This window comes from Streptomyces sp. NPDC006610 (assembly GCF_040611575.1).
In the GTDB taxonomy this organism is placed as follows: domain Bacteria; phylum Actinomycetota; class Actinomycetes; order Streptomycetales; family Streptomycetaceae; genus Streptomyces.
The window spans coordinates 1-23,643 of sequence record NZ_JBEXOP010000031.1 but is presented as its reverse complement, the minus strand read 5'-3'; the positions used below and the strand labels follow the sequence as shown (position 1 = coordinate 23,643).

The following is a 23,643-nucleotide window of genomic DNA, read 5'->3' as shown; positions in this document are numbered from 1 at the left end:
CCGGCGCGGGGTCCCCCTGCGCGGGGTCCCCTGCGCCGGACGCCGCCGTGCCCTTGTGACCGGCCTGGACGCGCCGGAGGAGGGTTCCCCGTGTCCACGGCGGAACCCTCCCGGCCCGGCAGCCCGGTCAGGCGGTGTGCAGCCTCAGCCCGTACCGGTTGAGGATCTCGTTGACCGGCTGGAACCAGGTCTCACCGCCGCCGGAGCAGTTGCCCCAGCCACCGGAGGTGACGCCCTGAGCCTGGTCGCCGCTGATGAACGAGCCGCCCGAGTCGCCGGGTTCGGCGCAGACGCTGGTCTTGGTCATCTGGTGCACCGCGCCCTGGCTGTAGTTGACCGTCTCGTTCTTGGCCAGCACCCTGCCGCAGTGCCAGCGCGTCGTGGAGCCGGAGCGGCAGATCGAGGCGCCGATCGGGGCCTCGGCCGAGCCGCGCACGAGTTGGTCGGGGACCGTGCCCCAGCCGAGCACCACCGGCACCGTCCACCAGCCGCTGCCCACGCTGACCCACGCGTAGTCGTTGTCGGGGAACGAAGAGCCCTGGAAGGTGCCGATGTACGAGCGGTCCCAGCCGCTCACCCCGGCGCCGACCCCGCCGCAGTGCCCGGCGGTGACGAAGCCGCCGTGCACCGAGAAGCCGATCGAGCAGCGGGCGTTGCCGGTGTAGTACGGGTCGCCGCCGACCGTTCCGGCCGCGAAGGTCCGCGGGGCCGCCGGAACCGTCCGCACGGTGACGGGTCCGGCCTCGCGGGCGCGGGCGACGAAGCGCTCGACGTCGTCGGCGGTGCGCTCGCCCTCGACCACGTTCACCACGACCGAGTTGGCGGCCGGGTCGACGTGCCAGCTGCTGACGCCCTCGGGCGCGGACAGGCGGTCGATGCGGGACTTCGCCGCATCCAGCCGGCGTTCGCTGTGCTCGACGGTGCGCACGGTGGCGCCGGTCGAGCGGACGGCCCGCACTGCCGACGCGCCGGCGTCCGCCGTGACGGCGACGGTGAGCCTGCCGCTGCCTGCGTCGAACCACGCGCCGCCGTAGGCGGCCCCGGCGGCCTTGCGGGCCTTGGGGACGAGGCCGGTGGCGGCGCGCTCGGCGGCGAGCCGGTCCTCGGCCTCGGCACGCGACAGGCCGAGATCCCGCTGCATGGCCGTCAGCAGCCCGGCCGAGGCCGGCGCCGAGGCGGTCTCCGCCGCGGCGGGGGAGTCGTCGGCCGAGGCGGGAAGAGTGCCCGCGGCGGCCCAGCCGCCGACCATGAGGAGGGCGGCGAGGCAGGCCTGCGTGACTCTGGTGCGTCTCATGGGGGAGTTGCCCTTCGTCGTTCCGGCAAAGGTGGGGGAGGAACAACCGTGTCTGAGAGCGCTCTCAACGGAGTGGAGCAGAGCATAGCGGCCTGTATCTGTCAGGTCTATGCCAATGCGGGAATGCGGGGGATGCACGGAAGGGCGGAGGCGATCGGAGGGAAGCACGCGGGGATGCCGCCGGCGGTGGTGCGACCGGGGAGAGAGCGGCCCGGAAGCGACAGGGGGACGGCGGGCGCCCGCCCCGCGTCAGGCCCGCGCGGCCCCGCGCAGCCCGGCCCGCACGCGGTCCGGCGTCAACGGCAGCTCCCGGAAGCGGACACCCGTGGCGTGGTGGACCGCGTTGGCCACGGCCGCGCCGAGCCCACGATGCCGATCTCGCCGATGCCCTTGCTGCCCATCGGATTGACGTGCGGATCGTCCTCGTCGATCCAGTGCGCCTCGATCGCCGGCACGTCGGCGTGGGCGGGCACGTGGTAGGCGGCCAGGTCGCACTCCGCGAAGTCACCGAACGCCGGGTCCACCGTGCTGCCCTCGGTCAGCGCCATGCCCAGCCCCATCGTCATGCCGCCGATGAACTGCGACCGTGCCGTGCGGGAGTTGAGGATCCGCCCGGCGGCGTACACGCCCAGCATCCTGCGCAGCCGCGTCTCCCCGCTCACGGCGTCCACGGCGACCTCGGCGAAGTGCGCCCCGAACGCGTGCCGCGCGTAAGGGCTTTCGGCGTCGGCCCGGCCGGCGGTGTCGGCGCGCTCGCTCAGGCCCTCGACGGGCAGCGGCCCCGCGTGCCCGGCCAGCCGCTCGGCCAGCCGCGTGCACGCCTCGTGCACCGCCCACCCCCAGGAGGAACTGCCCGACGAGCCGCCGGCCAGCGGCGCGGCGGGCAGTTCGGTGCTGCCGACCTCGGTCCGCACCCGGTCCAGCGGCACGCCGAGGGCGTCGGCGGCGATCTGGGCGAGGACGGTGCGGGCGCCCGTGCCGATGTCCGTCGCGTTGATCCGCACGACGAAACCGCCGCCGGGCAGGGCGTGCGCGCTCGCCGTGGACGGCACGAGCAGGACGGGATAAGTGGCGGCGGCCACCCCCGTGCCGACCAGCAACGGCCCCTCGGCGCGGGAGCGGGCGCGCGGGTCGCGCCCGGACCAGCCGAAGCGGCGGGCGCCCTCGCGCAGGCACTCCACCAGGTGCCGGCTGCTGAAGGGCTTGCCGCTGTCGGGCTCGGCGTCCGGCTCGTTGAGGATCCGCAGCTCGACCGGGTCCATGCCCAGGGCGCACGCCAGTTCGTCCATGGCGGACTCCAGCGCGTACATGCCGGGCGCCTCGCCGGGGGCTCGCATCCACGACGGGGTGGGCACGTCCAGCCGTACCACCCGGTGCGCGGTGAGGCTGTTCGGCGCGGCGTACATCACGCGGGCGGGCACGGCGGCCTGCTCCACGAACTCCTTGATCCGCGACGAGTGCGTGGTCGCCTCGTGCAGGACTGCGGTCAGCCGGCCGCCGGCGTCGGCTCCGAGGCGGACGCGGTGCAGCGTGGGCGCCCGGTGGCCGACCGCCGACGGCAGCGTCCGGCGGTGCAGGGCGAGGGTGACGGCGCGTCCGGTGCGGCGGGCGGCCATCGCCGCGAGGACGACGTCGGGGCGGGGCGTGCCCTTGGAGCCGAAGCCGCCGCCCACGTGCTCGGCGGTGACGGTGACATGGTCCTCGGGCAGCCCGAACAGCGCGGCGAGCGTGGCCCGTACGGCGCCGGTGCCCTGGCTGGAAGTGTGCGCCAGCAGCCGGTCGCCGTCCCAGCGTGCCGTGGAGGCGTGCGGCTCCATCGGGTGGTTGTGCAGCGGCGGCACCCGGTAGGCGCAGTCGACGCGGACGGGGGACGCGGTGAACGCCCCTTCCGCGTCGCCCCGTTCGCGGCGGGCGGGGTGGCCGCCGTTGGCCTCCTCGGGCTCGTAGCCGCCGGGGTGCCCGGCGGTGAGCGTGACGTCGTGCTCCTCGGCCGCGTACGTCACCCGGACCGCGGCGGCGCCGGCCCGGGCCGCCTCCGGGGTGTCGCCGACGACGAGGGCGACGAACCAGCCGTGGTGCGGCACGCGGTCGTCCTGGAGCACGCGCAGGACGGGATCGCCGGACTCGTCCAGCCGGGGCGCGTTCTCATGGGTGAGGACGGCGATCACCCCGGGCAGGGCGAGCGCCGCGGAGGCGTCGAGGGCACGGATTCGGCCACGGGCGACGGACGCGGTCACGGGCCAGGCGTGGGCGCGGTCCGGGAAGGCGTGCTCGGCGGCGTAACGGGCCCGGCCGGTGACCTTCGCCGGGCCGTCCCGGCGCTCCGCGGGAGCGCCCACGGCCGCTCCGGGGGGCGCGGTGACGGTGGCGGTGGGCGTGGATGCCATGCGGGAGCCTCCTGCGTCAGACCCGGGCCGGGGTGCGCGGCGCCAGACGGGTCAGGACGTCCACCGCGATGTCGCGGGTGAGGGAGATCTTGTAGGCGTTGTCGCGCAGCGGTTCGGCGGCGTCCAGTTCCAGTCCGACGGCGTGCTCGAAGGCGGCGCGGGTCGGCGCGGCCCCCAGCAGGGCCTCCTCGGCCCGCAGCGCCCGCCACGGCCGGTGCGCCACCCCGCCGAACGCGATCCCCGCATGGCGAACCACGCCGTGCGACACGTCCAGCACGGCCGCCACCGAGGCGAGTGCGAAGGCGTACGACGCCCGGTCGCGGACCTTGCGGTAGGCCGAGGGCAGCCCGCCCGTGGCCGCCGGCAGGACCACGGCGGTGACCAGTTCGCCGGGCAGGATCTCGGTGTCCCGCTCCGGACGGTCGCCGGGCAGGCGGTGGAATCCGGCCACGGGCAGGCTCCGGGGGCCGTCCGGTCCGTACAGCTCGACCCGGGCGTCCAGCGCGGCGAGGGCGACCGCCATGTCCGAGGGATGCGTGGCGATGCAGTGCGTGGAGTGGCCGAGGACGGCGTGGTCGCGGTGGACGCCGTCGCGGGCGCCGCACCCGCTGCCCGGCGCCCGCTTGTTGCACGGCTTGGAGACGTCCTGGAAGTAGGAGCAGCGGGTGCGCTGCAGCAGGTTGCCACCGGTCGTGGCGGCGTTGCGCAGCTGACCGGACGCCCCCGACAGCAGCGCCTGCGACAGCGCCGGGAATCGGTCGCGGACGACGGGATGCGCCGCGAGGTCGCTGTTGCGGACGGTGGCGCCGATCCGCAGCGAACCGTCGGGGAGTTCCTCCACGGCGTCCAGCGGCAGCCGCCGGACGTCCACCAGGGCGTCGGGCCGCTCCACGCCGAGCTTCATCAGGTCGACCAGATTGGTGCCGCCGGCGAGGTAGCGGGCGCCGGGCCGGGCGGCGCAGGCCCGCGCCGCCTCCTCGACGCCGGCGGCGCGGACGTAGACGAAGGGCTTCACGACGCGACGTCCTCCACGGCCTCGACGATGTGCGGGTAGGCGCCGCACCGGCACAGGTTGCCACTGAGCCGTTCCCGGATCTCCTCCCGCGTCAGCGGCACCGGCCGCCCCGGCGGTGCGCCGGGGCCGGTGACGTGCGAGGGGTGGCCCGCGGCGGCCTCGGCGATCGCGCCGACGGCGGAGCACAGCTGGCCCGGAGTGCAGTACCCGCACTGGAAGGCGTCCCGGTCGAGGAAGGCCCGCTGGAGCGGATGGAGGCGGTCGCCGTCGGCGAGCCCCTCGACGGTGGTGACCGAGCAGCCGTCCAGGGCGACCGCGGGCAGCAGACAGCTGTTGACCCGCCGCCCGTCGACGAGCACCGTGCAGGCGCCGCACTGCCCCTGGTCGCAGCCCTTCTTCGAGCCGGTCAGGCCGAGGTCCTCGCGCAGCAGGTCCAGCAGGACGCGGCGGTTGTCGACCGTGAGGGTGTGCGGGGCGCCGTTGACCTCGAGGGTCGTGACGGACCGGTGGACGTCGTCGCGGTGGTCTGCGTCGTGGTGCGGGCCGTCCATGGCGTCCTGGCCTTTCGTGCGCGAACGGGCGGGGCGGGCGCCGCGCCCGCCGGAAGTCGCGTCCCCAGGCTGCGCCGTCCCACACCCTCCGGCACGCCGAAGCGGGCCGCCCGGGTGTTCCTACGCCCCGCTCCAGTACGGACCCTCGGTCACCTTCCGCCGCTGCATGGCCGTCAGCCGGATCGCGAAGAACGCGGCGGCGCCCGCCGCGGCCACGTACAGCAGGTCGAGCGCCGCGTACTGCAGCACGGCGTCGCGGATCTGCCCGGGACCCTCCGCCGCGTCGAGCCGTGCCGCGGTGACCCGTCCGAGGAGCGTCGTCGCGACGAACAGCGCCCACCACAGGTTCACCGGCCACATCGGCGTACGGCGCCGGTCGTCCCCGTCGGGCAGCGGGGCGCAGGCTCCCCACATGCCGACGGCGACGCGGTACGGGATCCAGAGGTTGGCCACCGGGATGAGCCAGCCCCATATGGCCCAGCCGGGCCCCCTTCGGAACGCGTCCGGCGCCAGCAGTCCGGTGCTGCGGCGCATCAGGAAGAACCAGACCACGAAGACGATCGCGCACGGCAGCACCGCCATGACCTGCAGCCGCCCGGCGTTCTCGTACAGCGCGTACGCGTCGTGGAACTCCCGCTCGGAGGCGAAGGCGAAGCCGGCGTCCCCGTCGACGAGCGCGTAGACGCGGCTCCCGGCGAACACGGCGAACAGGTCCGTGGCGGCGCTCACGACGAGCAGGGCCAGCACGGCGGCGAGCAGCGCCCGCGACGCCAGGGGGACCGTGCCGGGCAACGGCGGACGCGGACGCAGCTCACTGGATGCGGACATGGACGACCCCCCACGGGCGAGGAAAAGGAAACGGCCCCGCGAAGTGTCAAGATCGCGGCTCCCGCACGATAGGCGGTGCGTCCGCGCCGCGTCCACGGCGTTCCGGCCGAGGCGGGACGGGCCCGGCCGAGCCGCGTCCGGATCCGCGCGCGTGCGGTTCCTGATCGGGCGGGCCGCAGCGCGAGCGGCGGCAGCCGCCCCGGCGGGGTCCGCGGAAATCCGGTTGGCCGCGGGCTGTGCGGTTACTCCGTCCCTCATGGACGACAAGCGGCCGCTGGCCCTGGTGACCGGGGCCTCCAGCGGAATCGGACGGGAACTGGCCAGGGAGTTCGCTGAGCACGGGTACGACCTGCTGATCAACGCCGAGGACGACCGGCTCGAACACGCGGCCCGGCAGTTGCGCGAGACCGGCGCCGACGTGCGGGCCGTACGGGCAGACCTGCGGGACCCGGCGGGCGTGGACGAACTGATCGCGGCCACCACCGGGCTCACGGTGGACGTGGCCGTCCTCAACGCCGGCGTCGGACAGGGCGGCGCGTTCGTCGACGGAGACCCGGAGGACGACCGGTCCGTGATCGACCTGAACGTCGCCTCCACGGTGCGGCTCGCGAAGCCGCTGCTGCGCCGGATGGTGGAGCGCGACGCGGGCCGCCTGGTCTTCACCTCGTCGGTCGCCGCCATGATGCCGGGCTCCTACCAGGCGGTCTACAACGCCTCCAAGTCCTTCGTCCAGTCCTTCGCCGAGGCACTGCGGGAGGAGCTGAAGGACACCGGCGTCACGGTCGTCTCCTTCATGCCCGGCCCCACCGCCACGGACTTCTTCCGCCGGGCCGGAATGGCCGACGACACCCGGGTCGGAACCATGGAGAAGGACGATCCGGCCGAGGTGGCCCGGCAGGCGTACGAGGCGGTGGCGAAGGGCCGCGAGAAGGTCGTCACCGGTTCCCTGAGAACGAAGGCGCAGGGCGTGGCCGGCCGGGTGCTGCCCGACGCGGTCAAGGCAAGGATGCACCGCGGGCTCGCCGAGCCGGGGACGGCGGAGCGCGGCGGGAACGGCGGCGGCTGACCCGTCCGCCGCTCGCCGCATGCGCCGCGCGCCCGGCCGTTGGAGGGTGTGGAGAGCTGTGTCCGTGCGGACGGCTCGATCACACGACGCCCGTGCGCGGGCCCGCCGGTGGCGGCCCGCACGGGATGGAGGCAGTTGACGCAGACCTGTCCGCGGCCCGGCCGACGGGGCGCGGAGGAAGGACATCCATGAGCGAGACCAATCCCGTCAAGCGGGTGGTCCAGAAGATCAGCGACACCGTCGAGAGCGCCCTCGGCGGCCCGGAGGAGGGCATCCCGGGCAAGCCCGGGTCCCGGTCCCCGTCCGTCGCCGAGCCCACCGAGCCACGCGAGCCGCTGCCCCCGAAGCCCGACCAGAGCGGCCCGGCCACCGTGTCGCCGACCGGGCAGCCGACCGGCGCCGACCAGGCCCGGATGGCCCAGTCGGGCGCTTACCTGACCACCGCGCAGGGCGCGCGGCTGTACGACACCGACCACTCGCTCAAGGCGGGGCCCCGGGGTCCCGTCCTCCTCCAGGACCACCACCTGCGCGAGAAGGTCATGCACTTCGACCACGAGCGCATCCCGGAGCGGGTGGTGCACGCCCGGGGCGCGGCGGCCCACGGCGTGTTCCGGAGCTACGGCACGGCCGCGTCGGTGACCAGGGCCGCGTTCCTCGCCGCCGACGTGGAGACGCCGGTGTTCGTGCGCTTCTCCACCGTGCTGGGCTCGCGGGGCTCCGCCGACACGGTGCGCGACACCCGCGGCTTCGCCACGAAGTTCTACACCAGCGAGGGCGTCTTCGACCTGGTCGGCAACAACATCCCCGTCTTCTTCATCCAGGACGCGATCAAGTTCCCCGACGTCATCCACGCGGGCAAGCCCCACCCCGACCGGGAGATCCCGCAGGCGCAGAGCGCCCACGACACGTTCTGGGACTTCGTCACCCTGCACACCGAGGCCACCCACCACACCCTGTGGAACATGTCCGACCGGGGCATCCCGCGCTCCTACCGGATGATGGAGGGCTTCGGCGTCCACACCTTCCGGCTGGTCGCCGAGGACGGTTCCACCACCCTGGTCAAGTTCCACTGGAAGCCGAAGCTGGGCGTGCACTCGCTGGTGTGGGAGGAGGCGCAGATCGCGGGCGGCGTCGACCCCGACTTCCACCGGCGGGATCTCGCCGACGCCATCGAGGCGGGCGCGTACCCGCAGTGGGAACTCGGCATCCAGACCTTCCCCGACACCCCCGAGCAGACCTTCGAGGGCATCGACCTGCTGGACCCGACGAACATCGTCCCCGAGGAACTCGCCCCCGTGCAGCCGGTCGGGCTGCTCACGCTCGACCGGAACCCGTCGAACTTCTTCGCCGAGACCGAGCAGGTCGCCTTCCACGTCGGCCACCTCGTCCCGGGCATCGACATCACCGACGACCCGCTGCTCGCCGGACGGCTGTTCTCCTACCTGGACACCCAGATCACCCGCCTCGGCGGTCCCAACTTCCCCCAGCTGCCCGTCAACCGGCCCCAGACCCCGGTCAACGACATGCTGCGCGACGGCATGCACCAGACGGCCGTCCACCGCGGCGTCGCCCCCTACCGGCCCAACTCCCTCGACGGAGGCTGCCCGTTCACCGCCACGGCGGACACCGGGGCCTACGTCGAGACCCCGGTACGCGTGCCGGAGGCGGCCAAGGTGCGCGAGGCGCCCGAGTCGTTCGCCGACCACTTCAGCCAGCCCCGGCGGTTCTGGCTCAGCATGAGCCCGGTGGAGCGCGAGCACATCATCGGCGCCTACACCTTCGAACTCGGCAAGTGCTACGAACAAGCCGTCAAGGAAAGGGCGTTGCAGGTCCTCGCCAACATCGACCCGGAGCTGTGCGCGGGCGTCGCCGAGGGTCTCGGCCTGCCGGCGCCCGGCCCCACCGTGCCGCTCGCCGACGTCGCACCGAGCCCGGCGCTGTCCCAGGTCGGGCGGGCCTGGCCGACGGACGGCCGGATCGTCGGCATCGTGGCCGGCGCGAACGGCGACCCGGGTGACTTGCGCGGCGTGCGCGAGGCGGTCCTCGCCGCCGGCATGGTGCCCCTCGTCGTCGCCCCGACCGGCGGCGTCCTGGGCGGCGAGGCGGGCGTGACCGTGCAGCGCACCTACGCCACCGCCCGGTCCGTCGAGTTCGACGCGGTGCTGGTGGCGGGGGCGCCGGGTGCGGGCAGCGACGCGTACGGCGCCCGTGACGCCAAGGGCCTGCCCTCGCCCGCGCGGCCCGCTCCCGTCGACCCCCGGATCGCCCTGCTGCTGTACGAGGCCTACCGGCACGGCAAGGCCCTCGGCGCCTGGGCCGGCGGCGCCTCGGCGCTGGAGGCGGCCGGGGTGCCCGTCGACGCTCCCGGAGTGGTCGCCGGGGACAGCGGGACCGGCACGCTGGAGGAGGTCGCCCGGCTGCTGGGCGGCCACCGCTGCTGGGAGCGGTTCACGGCCGTCGGCTGACCGGCGCGCCCACCGGTCGCATCCCGCTCCGCCCGGCCCGCGGCCCGCTTCGGGTGAACGACGGGTGTACTGCGTACAACCATCCTGTTGCGTCGGGGGTCTTCGTGGGGGTGCGGGCCGTACGTCGGCCCGCACCCGTACGCAGACTCTGAGCAGGAGGAACCGGGTGCCCCAGCGCGCACTTCGTTTGTCGGCCGCCGTCGCGGTGGCCATGGCCGCCACCGCCGTGGCCGTGCCCGCCGCACAGGCCGCGCCGGCCGCCCCCGTCGCCGCGGGGGACGACTTCAACGGCGACGGCGTCGCCGACGTGGCCGTGGCCGCGCCCCGGGCGACGGTGAGCGGGAAGCGGGAGGCCGGGTACGTCTCAGTGAACTACGGCATCCGCGGCGTCGACCCGCAGACGGCGGTGCACGGCAAGGTCTACCACCAGAACACCCCCGGCATCCCCGGCAGCGCGGAGGCGGGCGACCTGTTCGGCTCCGCCCTGACGTCCGGCGACCTCGACGGCGACGGCTACGACGACCTCGTCGTCGGCTCGTCGAACGAGGCCTCCGGGACGCTGTGGGGCAACGGCAGCCTCACGGTGCTGTGGGGCGGGCCCCACGGCCTCTCCGGCGCCACCGTCGTCAAGGGCGCCCGGTCCGGTCAGCGGCTCGGTGAGGCCCTGACCGCGGGCGACTTCGACGGCGACGGACGGCCGGACCTGGCCACCGGCACGACGGTCGCCCACGGTCCCTTCGACCGGACCTCCGGCGCGGCCCGCACCGAGGCCATGGACGTGGAGGTCGGCGGCTCGGCGGAGGAGCTGTGGAACCCTCCCGCGCTCGCCTCCGGCGACATCGACGGCGACGGCATCGACGACGTGGTGGCCGTCGTCTCGCACGGCTCCGGCGAGCTGCCGTACCACGGTCCCCGGCTCGTGCAGTACCTGGCGGGCGGCGAGGAGGGGCTCACGCCGGCCCGGACGCTGACCGACGCCGGCACGGGCGAGGCCCTGGACGGCGGGCGCTCGGTGGCCGTGGGCGACCTCGACCGCGACGGGTACGCCGACATCGTCCTCGGGCGCGCGAGCGAGGCGGACATGGACGGCACCGAGGAGGTCAACGCCCTCGGCGGCGCGATCGAGGTCGTGCCGGGCGGCGCCGGGGGACCGGACACCGCGGGCCCGCGGCCGTTCCTGCACCAGGACAGCCCCGGGGTGCCGGGCAGCGCCGAGTCCATGGACGGCTTCGGCGAGAGCGTCTCCCTGGGCGACGTCAACCGCGACGGCCACCTCGACCTCGCCGTCGGCGCCGGCGGCGAGGACGTCGGCACGCGCGCCGACGCGGGCTCGGTGACGGTGCTGCTGGGCACCGCCTCGGGCCTCACCGGCACGGGCGCGAAGTCGTTCACCCAGAACACCGCGTCGGTGCCCGGCACCGCAGAGCGCGGCGACCGGTTCGGCCACGCGGTCCGGCTCGCCGACACCGACGGCGACGGCCGGGCCGACCTGTTCGCCGGCGCCCCCGGCGAGAACGAGTACGCCGGCTGCGTCTGGGTGCTGCAGGCAGGCGTCACGCAGATCCAGGGCGCGGGCTCGATCTCGTTCGGCGCCCGCTCGCTGGGCACCGTCGCCGCGCAGGCCCAGCTGGGCAGCGGTTTCGACGACTGACGCGGACGTTCCGGGTCGGCGAAGGCGAGGGCCACCTTCCCCCGGGGCCGGTCTCCTTCCCCGGAGACCGGCCCCGGGGCCGACTGTCAGTGGCCGCTTCTAGGGTTCTCTCACTGGAATCCGCGGCACCGGCCGCGGGATCACGGCCCGGGGGAGAGGTCTGTCATGTCGACGACGTATCTGGAGCTGTCGCAGGACGGTGGCGGCGCCCACAAGTTCTATGAAGTGACGGTCCAGGGACGGCAGGTGTCGGTGCGGTACGGACGCATCGGCGCCGCCGGGCAGTCCCAGACGTCGACGTTCCCCACCCTGGAGAAGGCCGAGGCCGCCGCCGCGCGGAAGATAGCCGAGAAGGTGCGCAAGGGATACGCGCCCGCCGTGCAGGGCGGGCGCGCGCCCCGCGCGGTGACCCGTCGTCAGGTCGCCTCCGCGCCGTCCACGGCCCGCGCGGTCGCCCCGGTGCTGTGGCGCTTTGGCACCGGCTCCTCGGCCTTCGGCATCCACATCGACGACGAGCGCTGCTGGGTGGGCAACCAGGCCGGCGACGTCTACACCCTGGCCCACGGCGGCGAGGTCCTCGCCCGCTACCAGCTGCCGGACGGCGTCAAGTGCCTGGTCGCCGACGACTTCTGGATCTACGCCGGCTGCGACGACGGCCGGGTCTACGACCTGTCGTCCAAGCTGCCCTTCGCGGCCTACGACATCGCCGCCGAGGTCGACATCTTCTGGCTCGACATCCACGAGGGCGTGCTCAACGTCGCCGACCGCGCCGGCCGGCTCACCGTCATCGACCACGAGGACGAGCACCAGTGGGCGCGCGGCGGGCGCGGCGAGCACGCCTGGATGGTCCGCGCCGACGACCGGGGCGTCTACCACGGCCACACCCGCGGAGTGACGGCCCACACCCCCGACGGCGGCGCCGAACTGTGGCACACGCGCACCCGGGGCAGCGTGCTCTTCGGCTGGCAGGAGGCCGACGCGGTGTACGCGGGGACGGCCCACCGGGTCGTGCAGCGGCTGTCGAAGGCGACCGGCGCGATCGAGGCGACGTACCACTGCGACAGCCCGGTGTACTCGTGCGCCACCTCGCCCGGCGGCCGGTTCGTCTTCGCCGGGGACTCCGCATCCTCCGTGTACTGCTTCGACCGCGACGGCGCCCTGCTGTGGAAGCTCGCCACCGGCGGCGGCTCCGCCCTGTCGATGCAGTACCGCGACGAGCGGCTCTACCTGGTCACCACGGACGGCTCCCTGGTGTGCGTGGACGCGAGCGAGGCCGCGATCACGGCCGCCCGGCGCGGCTCGGTGCCGGTCCCCCGCGACGTCAAACTCGCCGCCGCGACGCCCACGTACGCGGCGGCCACCGCGGCCGAGTCCGTCGCGACCGTCACCGCGGCGCCCGCGGGATCGGTGGTGGTGGAGTGCGTGCAGGAGGCCGGCCGGACCCGGATCCACGTGGTGTCGGAGGGATACGACCGGTCCTGGAACGTGCAGTTCCCGCGCGCGATGCGGGAACCGGGCGCACGGTACGTCGTCGACGCGGTGCACGCCGCGTCGGGCGGGTTCTACCGGGTCCGCGGCGACATCAGGAGGCTGGTGTGACCGAGGCGGCCCGCCGAGGGGAACCGGCCGCCGGGGAACCGGCGGTCAGGCGATGGACGCGGAGACGATGGCCGACACGGCGAGATTGCAGGACGCCGTCACCCACACCGCGGGGTGCGGCTCCGGGTCGACCAGCGTCGCGCCCAGGCGGCCCGGCGTGATCAGGTCCACGATCCAGAACGCCACGGCCATCATCACCAGCCCCAGCACGCCGAACGCCGCGGTCGACACCAGGCCCTTGCCGAAGTCGTCGTAGGTGGTCCAGATGGAGGTGAACACGATGCCGCCGATGCCGAGCAGCGCCGAGCTGAGCAGCAGGGCGGCGTTGCGGTTGCGGTGCTCCCAGATCTGCCGGCCGAGCTTTCCCGGCGTCAGCACGTCGACCAGGACGATGCCGAGGACGAGCAGGACCAGCCCAAGCCCGCCGTAGGCGGTGGCCCGACCGAGTCCGTTGACGATGTCGCTCATGTGTGTGCCGGCTCCGTAGCGTGAGGGATCTGAATGATCGCGTTCGAGGAGAGGCAAAATCTAGCGCACCAGTTCGGCCTGGGACGGGCAGGTCCGGCAACCCCGGGCCTCTCGCGTGGCCCCGCCGGGAACGGGTACGCGGACTCGGCAGGTGCCGACCATCCCGACCACCGAGGTGCAGTGATGTCCGAGCAGCAGGACCAGCCGGAGACGCTCGACGCCGGGGCCGCCGACGGCGGCGAACGCGATCTGCTGGAGGGCCTGACCGTCGACGAGCGCAGACCCGAGCGTCCGCTGCTGCTCGACGCCGACGGCAGCCCCGTCGACACCTGGCGGGAGAACTACCCCTACGACCACAAGGTGCGGCGCTCCGAGTACGAGCGCACCAAGCGCATCCTCCAGATCGAACTGCTGAAGCTGCAGCGCTGGGTGAAGGACACCGGGCAGCGGCTCGTCGTCATCTGCGAGGGCCGGGACGCGGCCGGCAAGGGCGGCACCATCCAGCGCTTCACCGAGCGCCTCAACCCGCGCGGCGCGCGCGTCGTCGCCCTGGAGAAGCCGACCGAGCGGGAGGCGGGGCAGTGGTACTTCCAGCGCTACGTCCCGCATCTGCCGGCCCGCGGGGAGATCGTCTTCTTCGACCGCTCCTGGTACAACCGGGCCGGCGTCGAACGCGTCATGGGCTTCTGCACCGAGGACCAGTGCCGCTCCTTCCTGGAACAGACGCCCCTGTTCGAACGGCTGCTGACCGACGACGGCGTCCTGCTGGTGAAGTTCTGGTTCTCCGTCTCCCGCTCGGAGCAGCGCACCCGCTTCGCCATCCGCCAGGTCGACCCGGTGCGCCGCTGGAAGCTCTCTCCCACGGACCTCGCCTCGCTGGACCGCTGGGACGACTACACGGCCGCCAAGGTGGACATGTTCCGCGCCACCGACACCCCCCACGCCCCGTGGACGGTGGTCAAGAGCAACGACAAGCGCCGCGGCCGGCTGGAGGCGATGCGCAGCCTGCTGAACCGCTGGGAATACACGGCGAAGGACCACGAGGCCGTCGGCAAGCCCGACCCGCTGATCGTGGGCCCCGCCGACACCCTGCTGGAGCCGGGCGAGGAGTACGCCGACCTGTCGCCCACCCCGCTCGCGGGCCCCGGTCACGGTCCGGGCCTGCACCCGGACCGGGAGGACGAGCAGAACGAATAACCGGTTGCGCGCGACGACGGTCACGGCATGCACTGTCCGGATGATCACGCAGCCGCGTCCGCAGATCGGCGTCCTCGTTCCCCTGTCCCGGCCCGGCTGGACCGAGGCGGGCCGCCATCTGCTCGCCGGGCTGGAACTGGCGGCCGACGAGGTCAACGACGCCGGCGGGATCGGCGGCGCGCCCCTCGAACTGATCGTCCGGGACACCGCCGCCGATCCGCTGCGGGCCGCTGCGGCCGTGGACGAACTGGCCGGCCTCGGGGTGGCCGCCCTCGCGGGGGAGTACCACAGCGTCGGCGCGCGCGCCGCGGCCGCCCGCGCCGACGCCCTCGGCGTACCGTTCCTGTGCTCGTCGGCGGTGCTCGACGCCCTCACCGAACAGCCGACCCAGTGGGTCGCGCGTCTCGCCCCGCCCCAGTCCCGCGGCTGGCGGGTCTACGCGGACTTCCTCCTCGCCGCGGGCCACAGCCGTATCGCCGTGGCGGCCCAGCCGAGCCTCTACTGGGCGTCGGGGACCCGCATCCTGCGGGAGCGCCTCGCGCTCCGCGGCGGCACGGTCGCCGAACTCGACGTGGACGCGCTCACCCCCGAGGGCGTGTGCGACGACCTCGTCCGCCTGGGCGTCACGGCTCTGCTGCTCCTGACCGGTCACCCGGAGCCGGCCGTGTCCGTCGTCAGGTCCGTCCGCGGCGACCGGCGCCTGGCCGGGCTCCTGATCGGCGCTCCGGCCGGGCAGCCCGAGTTCGGGGCATGGGCGGACCTCCTCGGCGCCGACGGCGCCGGGGTCCCGTTCCTGCGCTACCTGCCCGAGCGGCTCGGCGCCCTCGGCTCCCGCGTCGGGGCGGCCCTGCGCGAACGGCTGGGCGAGCCGCCCTCCTTCGTCGCCTTCGAGGGCCACGACACGATCGCCGTCCTCGCCGACGTCCTGCGCTCCCACGGCACGGACCGGGCCGGCATCGCCGAGGCCTGGCCGCACGTCGCCGTCGAGGGCACCCGCGGCACCGTCCGGTTCTCCCGTACGCCGGGCACCGGCGTTTGGCAGTGGGCCCGGCCGCCCGTCCAGGTCGCCGACCGCGATCCGGCCGACCCGGGCCGCTTCCGGATCCTCCACACCGGCTGAGCCGAGGGAACCCGCGCCCGGCGCCGCGCACCTCACCGCGCCCCGGCGGCGGCCGGCGCACGCACCCCCGAGACGACGAACCCGCTGCGCGGCCGGGTCGGGATACGGCGCAACGGGATCGTCAGATCCTGCTCGGGAACCTCGTACTCCAGCCGGGCCAGCCGCACGGCCAGCGCCTCCAGCAGGCCGATGGTCAGGTGCTCGCCCGGGCACCGGTGGCCCGCGTCCGGGGTTCCGCCGCCCTGGGGGATCAGCATGTCCCGTTCCACCGGCCGGTCCAGGAACCGCCGCGGCCGGAACGCGTACGGGTCACCCCACAGCCGCTCGTCGTGGTGCTGCCCGTACACGTCCAGCAGGACCGTGCAGCCGGCCGGAATGTGCTCCCCGCGCCAGGTCAGGTCCGTGATGGCCCGGCCGCCGAGGAACGGCGCGAACGGGTAGAACCGCCGCACCTCGTGCGCGAACGCGGCGGCGTGGGCGATGTCGCCGGACGCCAGCGGCTCCCGGTTGCCGGGCCACCGGTGCAGGGCGTGCGCGGAGAAGGCGACGAACCAGGCGACGGCGGCCGTGGGACGGACGACGTTCAGCAGTTCCACCGCGGCCGTCCTCGCGTCCAGCGGCTCGCCCGAGGCGTCCGTGTGCCGCGCCACCCGCCCCAGAACGCTGTCGTCGGACGCCGGCACGTTCCCGGCGCGCACCTCCCGCACCAGCCGGGCCATCCGCTCCTCCTGGCGTCCGCGGGCGCGCCGGGCGCGCACATGGCGGGGCCCGAGGCCGGCGAAGCCGTCGACCATGGCCAGCAGGTCGCGGGCGAGCGGCGCGGCCTCGTCATGGCGCAGCGGAACCCCGGCCCAGTCGCAGACTCCGCGGGTCAGCACCGTGCCGGCCTCCTCGAACAGCACCACCCGGGACCGCCCGGACCAGGTCGCCACGGCCTCGTCCCACGCCCGGCCGACCTCCTCCACCAGCCCCGCCACGCTGTCGACGTGCAGCAGCGGCAGGAACAGGGACTTGCGCGCGCGGTGCGCCGGACCGTCGAGCGTGTGCACCGCCCCGTGCCCGAAGAGCGTGCCCAGCACCGGCTCCGGAATGGCCCCGTGCCGGCGGACGTGCCGTTCGTCGTAGAAGAACCGCATGGCGTCCGGCCCGCGCAGCGCCACCGCGGGCCGCCCCAGCAGGCGCGATCGCACCACGTCCGAGGAACTCTCGCGCACACGGTTCGGCAGCCAGGCGTAACCCTCGGCGGCGACGGACAGGGTGCGGTCGATCAGGGGGTGGCGGAAGGTGCTCATGGGGCACGAGTGCCCCCGTCGACGGGCCGATCACGCGGCAGGCGGGTGAGGAGCGGGGAACGGCCGGTCAGTGCGGTTCCTCGACGAGCCGGCCCAGCCGGTCCAGGCTGTCGTGCAGCGCGCCCTCCACGTACTCGCGCGGCGGAGCCTCCTCGGGCGAGAAGAACGACAGATGCACGATGACCTGGCTCGGTCCCTCGTCCGTGCCCTCCACCTGCAGCCAGCCGCTGTACTTGCCGGACTCGCGGGTCCCCCACTCGATCCGCATCTGCTCCTCGTCGACCCGCACGAGCGCCTGCTCGCCGCGGTGCTCCGGCGGCTCCTCCACGACCGTGGCCGGCGGATCCTCGGTGCGGAAGCGGAACGAGGGCGACATCCACTCCTCGCTGCTGTCCAGGTCTCCCGCCTGCGCGAAGACCGACTCGGGCGGCGCGGCCACCGTCTTCGACATCTCGTACTCGGTCACTGACGACTCCCGGGATCGGGCAGGCCCGCTCCCGACGCGGGCTCGCCGGGACCGCCGAGTTCCCCGCCGGGCGCACCCCGACACACCCGGGGCCGCGCCGGCCGGTGTGCCCGGGTGCGCCGTGGCTCAGACGTCGTGCCCCTGGCTCGCCAGCCACCGGTGCACGGCGTCCTTGTCGGCCGGCGTGATCCGGACGGGCCCCCGCACATCGGGTCCCTCGTCCTCGTTGAAGCCGGTGTCCGTGACCCGGGCGGTGACCCAGGTCGCGAGGTCCTGGCCCACGTCCGGTGGCAGCGTGCCCCGCTCCCAGGCCTCCCGCGCCCGGCGTCCGGCCGCGTCGTCGTCGTGTTCCGTCTCCGCCAGCCAGGCCGGCGCCAGCCGCTCGACGACCCGCCGGTCGTCGGGGGAGGCCGGCGCGGGCCGGCGGTCGTGTCCGTACGTGCTCATGCGGCCCGGGTTTCCCCCTGTGCGCCGCTGATGCGCCCGCACGGCTCCGGCATGCCGCACCGCCCGCCCCGGGTATGCCTTGCATGTGCACGCCGAACAGGCGCACAGGGGGGAGCCGGTCGCGGTGACGGACGGTCGGCGTCATGGGGCCCGGCGGCGGGAGTCCGGGCGGGCCCGGCGCAGGCGAACGGTGCGCCTGCTGCGCGCCCAGGGACGGTACGGCCCCCGCTTCCGCGAGGTCCTGCCCGCACTCACCGGCCTCGCCCTCGCCGTCTGCGGTACGGTCGCCGCCGTCACGGTGGCCCACCGCACCCTCGGCCCCGCCGCTCTCGCGGCCCCGGCGCTGTTGTGCGCCCTCACCGTGCCGTTCCTGCTCCAACGGCGCCGCCCGGCCGCCCGCCGACGCCGGGGTCGTTACACGGAGCGGGAGATCGCCGACCTCGACACGAAGGGCCTCGCGCTCGCCGTCGCCCGCATGCTCCGCCGCGACGGCTGGACCGTGCGATTACCGCCCGGCGACCACGTCCGGCCGCGCGTCCGGGCCCGCCACCCCCGAGGACACCGACTGGAGGTGGCGTTCCGTCCCGTCGCCGAGCCGCTGCCCGACGAGGAGCCCCGCCCCGTGCCGCGCACCGGGGCACGGGCGCCCGTCCGGCTGATCGTCCACCGCGGCGACTTCGGTCCCCGCGACCGGCGCTGGGCGAGCGGCAGGGCGAACATCCGCCTGCTGGACGGCACACTGCTGCGGCGCTGGGCGGACGGAGCACCGCTCGACGAACTGATCGACCTCGACGCCGCCGGCGAAGCGGACTGACCGTCAGAAGAGCTCGCCCTGCCGTCCTGCTTCGGCCCGGCGCCGGGTGCGGCGGCCGGCGGGACGGGCCGGGGCCTGCTCACCGAACAGCGGGACCGTGCCGTACTCGTCCGGCTCGGCCGGAACGGCCATCGGCCCGGTGCCCACGTTCAGCCGCAGCGGGGCGTCACGGTCGAAGTCCCCCGGTGTCATCTCCGCCCAGTCGCAGCCCTCGTGCTCACTCACGCCCAAGCCCCCGTACGCCGCCTCCGTCCGCCACATGTCCGCGGTACCCGGGGCGGGCACGCCTCACTCGCCCTTCGGCCCCGCCTGCTGCACGACCTCGAAGGACCACAGCGTGGACTGGCTCGCCGCCGGCTTCGGGCGCTCGCCGTCCCCCGGGCCGCCCTGCTGGTGCGCCGCCTTCATGGGGCCCTCCATCCACGCCTGGAAGGACGCCTCGTCGCGCCAGCGTGTGTACACGAGGTAGGTGTCGGTGCCCTCGACGGGACGGAGCAGCTCGAACCACTCGAAGCCGTCGGAACTCTCCACGGCGTGGGCCCGGGAGGCGAAGCGCTTCTCCAGCGTCTCCCGCTGCTCGGCGGGCACGGTCAGCACGTTGATCTTGACTACGCTCATGCCCTCATCCTGCCGCACGGGGCGACCGCGCGCCGATCCGCCCCCGATCGTCCGCGCCCGCTTCGCCGAGGTCTCGACCACGCGTCCGTACCGGCGCCCTGACGATTCGCCGCCGGTACTCGCCCGACGGTGAGGCTCCGACCCGGCGGGGTCCCCGGCCGACGGGCGCGGGCGGCCGGAAGCGCCGGGCAGCCCGAACCGCCGGACGGGCACGCCGTCGGGGAAGGCGGTGCCCGCCCGGCCGCGCGCACCGCCGACCACCGACCGCCGGCTGCCCACCGCCGTGCGCGGGGCGCGCGGCGCGGACGCCACCGGTGCCTGCGTGACCCCTTCGCGGGCCGGTCTCAGCCCGCCGCCAGATGTGCCAGCACCGACTCCAGCGTGCGCCGCACCGCCTCGCGGGACTCCTCGGTGTGGTCGAGGGTCTCGAAGCCGTGCTGTCCGTTCGGTACGTCGACCACCTCCACGTTCGCGCCGCACTCCTCGGCCGCCGTCAGGAACTCCTCGACGGTGGCGGCGATCTCGGGCATCTCGCGGCCCACCCGGACCAGGACGAGAGGCAGTTCGCCGGCGTCGGCCACCGCGCGGGCCGGAGCGAACCTGCTGCCGGTCAGACCCCAGCTCGGCAGTGGTGCGAGGACCGGGTAGACGGCCGCCACACAGCGCAGCCACTCCGGGGGTGCGGCCAGCCAGTCCGCGCTGAGGGGGCCGCCGCCGGAGAAGAAGCACAGCGCGATCCGGTCCGCGTCCACCCGCGCGTCGGCGCGCACCAGGTCCACGGCCGCCCGCACGTCGGCCGCGGCGCGCTCGTAGTCCGTCACGGCGTGCAGCCGGTGGTCGAGGGTCACGCCCACCACGCCGCCGAGGGCCGCGCACCGGGCGTATCCCGTCAGTGTCGGCCAGTCCCGCGGTGTCGGACGGGCCTCGGCCGGGACCGGGCCGCCGTGCACGAACACGACCGCCGGCCGCGGGCCCCCGGCGCCGGGCGGCAGATGCAGGTCCACGTTCCCGGTGCGCTCGCGGGGGAGTTCGGGCACGTCCAGCAGGAACGGCCGCAGGTGCGGCGGCGGTTCGGCGGCGCCGGTCGGCTTCAGCCGGCGCCCCTCGCCCGCCGCCGCCCTCAGCAGGGCGTCCGCCAGTTCGGCGGGGCGGGAGAGCATCGGCCAGTGCCCGGTGCCCAGTTCGAAGAAGGATACCCGGGGATCGGTGAGCGCCTGCAGGGCGGGGTCGCCGAAGCCCACCAGGGTCTGGAGCATGTCGATGCTCGTGCCGCTCCCGGTGCACAGCACCCCCGTCGTGGGCACCGCCGCCACCGCGCCCGTCAGCCGGAGCGGCTGGAGCAGGGTGCCGAGCGGCTGCGGTGCGGCGAGGGCCGTGAGCCGGTCCAGCGCCGCGTCGGACAGACCCGCGGTACTGCCCCACCGCTGCCACTCGTCCCGTCCGGGCGGCGGCACATCCGCGCCGCCCCCGTCTTCGGCCAGCCGTTCCCGCAGCGACTGGTCCGGCACCGCGGCCAGCGCCGGGACGCCGTTCCGGGGCATCCCCGCGTCCAGGTACACGATCCGGGCGACGCGCTCCGCCCGCCGGTCGGCCGCGCCGAGCACCGGATGGATGCCGTAGTCGTGGCCGACGAGGACGACCTCCCGTCCGTCCGCCGCGTCGATCGCCGCGACCACGTCCGCGATGTGCGTCTCCAGATCCACCGGCTCCCCGCCGGGCCCCGTCCCGCCGTCGGGTCCGTCGAGGCCCGAGAGCGCCACCGGAAGCGCCCCCGCACCCGCCGCGGTCAGTCCCCGAGCGGTCTCCGCCCACACCCACGAACCCGTGAAAACGCCCCCCACCAGGACGAACACCGTCATGACGCGCTCCTTCGCACACCGTCGTCGGCGAACCGGGACGATCACCCGGCCGCGCTCGCCGGTACGGTAGAAACTCCCCCAGAGGGAGGTTCAAGTGTTCACGTCGCCCGACGGGCTGTGCGGCATCGGGGAACTCGCCGAGCGCGCCGGCGTCACCGTCAAGACCGTTCGCTTCTACTCCGACCGCGGCCTGCTGCCCGAAGCCTCCCGCACCACCGGCGGGCACCGCCGTTACGGCCCCGACGCGCTGGACCGGCTGCGTCTGATCCGCTCCCTGCGCGCCCTCGACCTGCCCCTGCCCGAGGTGCGCCGCATCCTCGACGAGGAGGACGCGGCGCAGGCGGCGGGCAGTGCGCTGGAGGACGCCGTAGCCGGTCAGTTGCGCTCCCTCGGATCCCGGCTCACGGCGCTGCGCTGGCGCGAGGCGGCCCTGCGCCTGGTCCAGGAGAGCCCGCCCGCGCAGCGCGCCGAACGCCTGCGGCTGATCGGCGCCCTGACCACCCCGCCGAGCACCGCCCCCCTCGCCCGCTTCTGGCGCGCCTGGCTTCCGGCCCGTATGCCTGCCCGGTCCACCGCCGCCTTCCTCGACGTCGCCGTCCCGCACCCGCCCGACGACCCCCGCCCCGCCCAGGTCCTCGCCTTCGCCCGGCTGACCGCCGTCACGTCGGCCCCCTGCCAGGGCGCCCGGCAGCCCCAGCCCGAGGCCCACCGCGCCGTGGGCGCGCGCGGGGCGGCCGTACTGTACGAGGGGCTCGCCGAGGCGTACGAACTGGCGGCCGTGCAGATGCGCCGGGACCGCGCGCCGTACGCCGGTGACGCGCTGGACGGGTTCGTCGCCGCGTACGCCCGCGCGTACGGCGTGCGCGACGGCCCGGACTTCCGCCGCGGGCTCGCCGTCCGACTCGCCGGCGATCCGCGGCTGGACGGCTACTGGGAGCTGGTGTCCGAGATGACCACCCCACCGGGCCGCCGCCCCGAGCCGACCCCCGGTTCGGCGCACGACTGGCTGCTCGCCGCGCTCGACGCGCAGACGGCGCGGGACCCGGCGTGAACCCCGCACGAGGCGCACCCGTCGACGACGAGGAGGGGGCCTGCGCGGCCCCGACCGCCCGCCCCTGCCCGAGCGCCGCCGGCCGCGAGGTCCTGCGCGAACGCCGACCCGGTCCTGCGGGCGGCCGAGGACACCGACGGCCGGTCCCGGTACGCCGCCGTGTGTCAGTCGCCCGCCGCCCGAGCGAGGTCACCGTCCCGCCGGTGTGACGGCAGGCGGCCACGACGTGCCCGACGCGCGGACGCAACGGACACGCCCCACGAGGGCCGCGCGCCCTCCGCGTCGAACCGCCCGCCCACGGCGTGGCCCTGACCGCCACGCCCCGTGAACCGCCCCCGTGATCCGTCAGCCGCCCGGGGCCTCGCCCGAGCCGTCCACGGCCTCGCCCGCGTCCGGGTAGCAGGGGACCAGCGTGTCCACGCCCACCAGCCGCATCACCCGCAGCACCGACTCCTGCGCCCCTGCCACGCGCAGCCACCCGCCCGCGTCCCGGGCGGCGTGGTGGGCGGCGATGAGCACGTTGATCCCGCTGGAGTCCATGAACGTCACGCCGCCGAAGTCGGCCACGGTCCGCGGCCCAGCCGTGCCCGGCGGCGGAAGCAGCGCCTGCCGGAAGCGGTCGCGCACGGTGTGGTCGATCTCGCCGCGCAGGACGACGACCCGCACCCCGTCGACGGCCCGGGTGTCGACCGACAACCGGTCGGGCCGCGCTGCCCCCTGAATCTCTCTCACAGCATCCTCGACTGTTCGCCGTAGCGGACTCGAATCGGAACGTGCGTAGCCAGCCTGCCCCGATCGTACGGCGGGATGCCTCCCGCAGGTCCTCAACTGCGGCGCGGGCGGATTGTGAGGCGGGGTACCGGGTATACGCAGGCCCGTGAACGGGGGAACGAAGATGGAACCGGCGGAAACAGGACCTGACGACGACGGCGCCCCGCGAGGGGCCGCACCGATGGAGGACGTCGTCGCCCTCGACGGCGACAGCAGCTGCATCGCCCGTGCCAGACGGTGCGCCACGGCCTTCCTCGCCCGCATCCGGGCGACCCATGGCCTTCCGGTCTCCGACCGGGCGATGGACCTGACCCAGCTGGTGGTCAGCGAACTGGTCACCAACGCCCGCAAGTACGCGCCGGGTCCCGTGCTCATGGAGCTGCGCGTCAACGGCGCCGTCGTGGAGATCACCGTCTGGGACAGCGATCCCGCCCTGCCGGTGGCCCGCGCCGCCGATCCCGGCCGGGTGGGCCAGCACGGCCTGGAGATCGTGATGGCGGTCGCCCAGGGCTTCGAGGCCCAGCGCGAGCCGGTCGGCAAACGCATCACGGCCCGCATCGCCCTCCAGGACGGGACGGAGGCCGAGCGCGTCGGTGGGTAGGACCCCCCTTCTCCCCGAGCCGTGGGGAGGAGGCGGAGGTCAGCCCATCTCCTCCAGGCGCTTGCCCTTGGTCTCCTTCACGT

Annotated in this window: 21 protein-coding genes and 1 pseudogene; 9 read left to right on the top strand and 13 right to left on the bottom strand. The window is 74.9% G+C overall.

Annotated features, from left to right (window positions below; genetic code table 11):
- Window positions 1–127 precede the first annotated feature (127 nt).
- The 5 genes and pseudogenes from ABZY13_RS23610 to ABZY13_RS23590 all read right to left on the bottom strand — a co-directional run bounded on the left by ABZY13_RS23610 (window position 128) and on the right by ABZY13_RS23590 (window position 6,075).
- Window positions 128–1,294, bottom strand: coding sequence for a S1 family peptidase (locus ABZY13_RS23610; protein WP_356633870.1), 1,167 nt, complete (start codon window positions 1,292–1,294; stop codon window positions 128–130).
- Window positions 1,295–1,543: 249 nt separating this feature from the next.
- Window positions 1,544–3,681: pseudogene (locus tag ABZY13_RS23605) on the bottom strand (xanthine dehydrogenase family protein molybdopterin-binding subunit).
- A 16-nt stretch (window positions 3,682–3,697) separates the two neighbouring features.
- A complete protein-coding gene (locus tag ABZY13_RS23600; protein WP_356633868.1) occupies window positions 3,698–4,696 on the bottom strand; it encodes a xanthine dehydrogenase family protein subunit M in 999 nt (332 codons plus the stop codon).
- A complete protein-coding gene (locus ABZY13_RS23595; RefSeq protein ID WP_356633866.1) occupies window positions 4,693–5,247 on the bottom strand; it encodes a 2Fe-2S iron-sulfur cluster-binding protein in 555 nt (184 codons plus the stop codon). Before ABZY13_RS23595 ends, ABZY13_RS23600 begins: the two co-directional genes overlap by 4 nt.
- A 120-nt stretch (window positions 5,248–5,367) precedes the next feature.
- Window positions 5,368–6,075, bottom strand: coding sequence for a DUF4328 domain-containing protein (locus ABZY13_RS23590; RefSeq protein WP_356633864.1), 708 nt, complete (start codon window positions 6,073–6,075; stop codon window positions 5,368–5,370).
- A 256-nt stretch (window positions 6,076–6,331) separates the two neighbouring features.
- Between ABZY13_RS23590 and ABZY13_RS23585 the strand changes: the two genes are divergently transcribed.
- From ABZY13_RS23585 to ABZY13_RS23570, 4 genes are all read left to right on the top strand, one after another.
- The gene (locus ABZY13_RS23585) at window positions 6,332–7,141 is read left to right on the top strand and encodes an SDR family NAD(P)-dependent oxidoreductase (protein WP_356633862.1); all 810 of its coding nucleotides are present in this window, start codon (window positions 6,332–6,334) and stop codon (window positions 7,139–7,141) included.
- 188 nt (window positions 7,142–7,329) lie between these two features.
- Entirely contained in the window at window positions 7,330–9,606 is a 2,277-nt protein-coding gene (locus ABZY13_RS23580) for a catalase (RefSeq protein WP_356633860.1), read from the top strand.
- Between the two features lie 166 nt (window positions 9,607–9,772).
- Window positions 9,773–11,257, top strand: a complete 1,485-nt coding sequence (locus ABZY13_RS23575; RefSeq protein ID WP_356633858.1) for an FG-GAP repeat protein — start codon at window positions 9,773–9,775, stop codon at window positions 11,255–11,257.
- A gap of 165 nt (window positions 11,258–11,422) precedes the next feature.
- The gene (locus ABZY13_RS23570; RefSeq protein WP_356633856.1) at window positions 11,423–12,856 is read left to right on the top strand and encodes a WGR domain-containing protein; all 1,434 of its coding nucleotides are present in this window, start codon (window positions 11,423–11,425) and stop codon (window positions 12,854–12,856) included.
- Between the two features lie 45 nt (window positions 12,857–12,901).
- Here the strand turns inward: ABZY13_RS23570 and ABZY13_RS23565 are convergent, their stop codons facing one another.
- On the bottom strand, window positions 12,902–13,324 hold the full coding sequence (locus ABZY13_RS23565) for a DUF350 domain-containing protein (protein ID WP_356633854.1): 423 nt from the start codon (window positions 13,322–13,324) through the stop codon (window positions 12,902–12,904).
- 183 nt (window positions 13,325–13,507) lie between these two features.
- Here ABZY13_RS23565 and ppk2 point away from each other — a divergent pair, with 183 nt between their 5' ends.
- Together ppk2 and ABZY13_RS23555 are read left to right on the top strand one after the other, a co-directional pair.
- Window positions 13,508–14,521, top strand: coding sequence for a polyphosphate kinase 2 (ppk2, locus tag ABZY13_RS23560; protein ID WP_356633852.1), 1,014 nt, complete (start codon window positions 13,508–13,510; stop codon window positions 14,519–14,521).
- A 40-nt stretch (window positions 14,522–14,561) separates the two neighbouring features.
- Window positions 14,562–15,641, top strand: a complete 1,080-nt coding sequence (locus ABZY13_RS23555) for an ABC transporter substrate-binding protein (protein ID WP_356633850.1) — start codon at window positions 14,562–14,564, stop codon at window positions 15,639–15,641.
- Between the two features lie 32 nt (window positions 15,642–15,673).
- Here ABZY13_RS23555 and ABZY13_RS23550 read toward each other — a convergent pair whose 3' ends face one another.
- The 3 genes from ABZY13_RS23550 to ABZY13_RS23540 form a co-directional block, all read right to left on the bottom strand.
- Window positions 15,674–16,933, bottom strand: a complete 1,260-nt coding sequence (locus tag ABZY13_RS23550; RefSeq protein WP_356633848.1) for a cytochrome P450 — start codon at window positions 16,931–16,933, stop codon at window positions 15,674–15,676.
- Window positions 16,934–17,000: 67 nt separating this feature from the next.
- Window positions 17,001–17,399, bottom strand: coding sequence for an SRPBCC family protein (locus ABZY13_RS23545; protein WP_356633846.1), 399 nt, complete (start codon window positions 17,397–17,399; stop codon window positions 17,001–17,003).
- A 126-nt stretch (window positions 17,400–17,525) separates the two neighbouring features.
- On the bottom strand, window positions 17,526–17,846 hold the full coding sequence (locus ABZY13_RS23540) for a hypothetical protein (protein WP_356633844.1): 321 nt from the start codon (window positions 17,844–17,846) through the stop codon (window positions 17,526–17,528).
- A gap of 190 nt (window positions 17,847–18,036) precedes the next feature.
- Here ABZY13_RS23540 and ABZY13_RS23535 point away from each other — a divergent pair, with 190 nt between their 5' ends.
- Window positions 18,037–18,660, top strand: coding sequence for a hypothetical protein (locus ABZY13_RS23535; RefSeq protein WP_356633842.1), 624 nt, complete (start codon window positions 18,037–18,039; stop codon window positions 18,658–18,660).
- A gap of 3 nt (window positions 18,661–18,663) precedes the next feature.
- On the opposite strand, the gene ABZY13_RS23530 is transcribed toward ABZY13_RS23535, so the two are convergent.
- The 3 genes from ABZY13_RS23530 to ABZY13_RS23520 all read right to left on the bottom strand — a co-directional run bounded on the left by ABZY13_RS23530 (window position 18,664) and on the right by ABZY13_RS23520 (window position 21,137).
- Complete coding sequence (locus ABZY13_RS23530; RefSeq protein WP_356633996.1) at window positions 18,664–18,852, bottom strand: hypothetical protein; 189 nt, start codon at window positions 18,850–18,852, stop codon at window positions 18,664–18,666.
- Between the two features lie 96 nt (window positions 18,853–18,948).
- Entirely contained in the window at window positions 18,949–19,278 is a 330-nt protein-coding gene (locus ABZY13_RS23525) for an antibiotic biosynthesis monooxygenase (RefSeq protein ID WP_356633840.1), read from the bottom strand.
- 344 nt (window positions 19,279–19,622) lie between these two features.
- Window positions 19,623–21,137, bottom strand: a complete 1,515-nt coding sequence (locus tag ABZY13_RS23520) for an alpha/beta fold hydrolase (protein WP_356633838.1) — start codon at window positions 21,135–21,137, stop codon at window positions 19,623–19,625.
- Between the two features lie 94 nt (window positions 21,138–21,231).
- Here ABZY13_RS23520 and ABZY13_RS23515 point away from each other — a divergent pair, with 94 nt between their 5' ends.
- Window positions 21,232–22,188 carry a MerR family transcriptional regulator gene (locus ABZY13_RS23515; protein ID WP_356633836.1) on the top strand — a complete coding sequence of 319 codons (957 nt, stop codon included), beginning with the start codon at window positions 21,232–21,234 and terminating at the stop codon, window positions 22,186–22,188.
- A 345-nt stretch (window positions 22,189–22,533) separates the two neighbouring features.
- On the opposite strand, the gene ABZY13_RS23510 is transcribed toward ABZY13_RS23515, so the two are convergent.
- On the bottom strand, window positions 22,534–22,920 hold the full coding sequence (locus ABZY13_RS23510; protein WP_356633834.1) for an STAS domain-containing protein: 387 nt from the start codon (window positions 22,918–22,920) through the stop codon (window positions 22,534–22,536).
- 220 nt (window positions 22,921–23,140) lie between these two features.
- Here ABZY13_RS23510 and ABZY13_RS23505 point away from each other — a divergent pair, with 220 nt between their 5' ends.
- Window positions 23,141–23,560 carry an ATP-binding protein gene (locus tag ABZY13_RS23505; RefSeq protein WP_356633832.1) on the top strand — a complete coding sequence of 140 codons (420 nt, stop codon included), beginning with the start codon at window positions 23,141–23,143 and terminating at the stop codon, window positions 23,558–23,560.
- The last annotated feature ends 83 nt before the right edge of the window (window positions 23,561–23,643 follow it).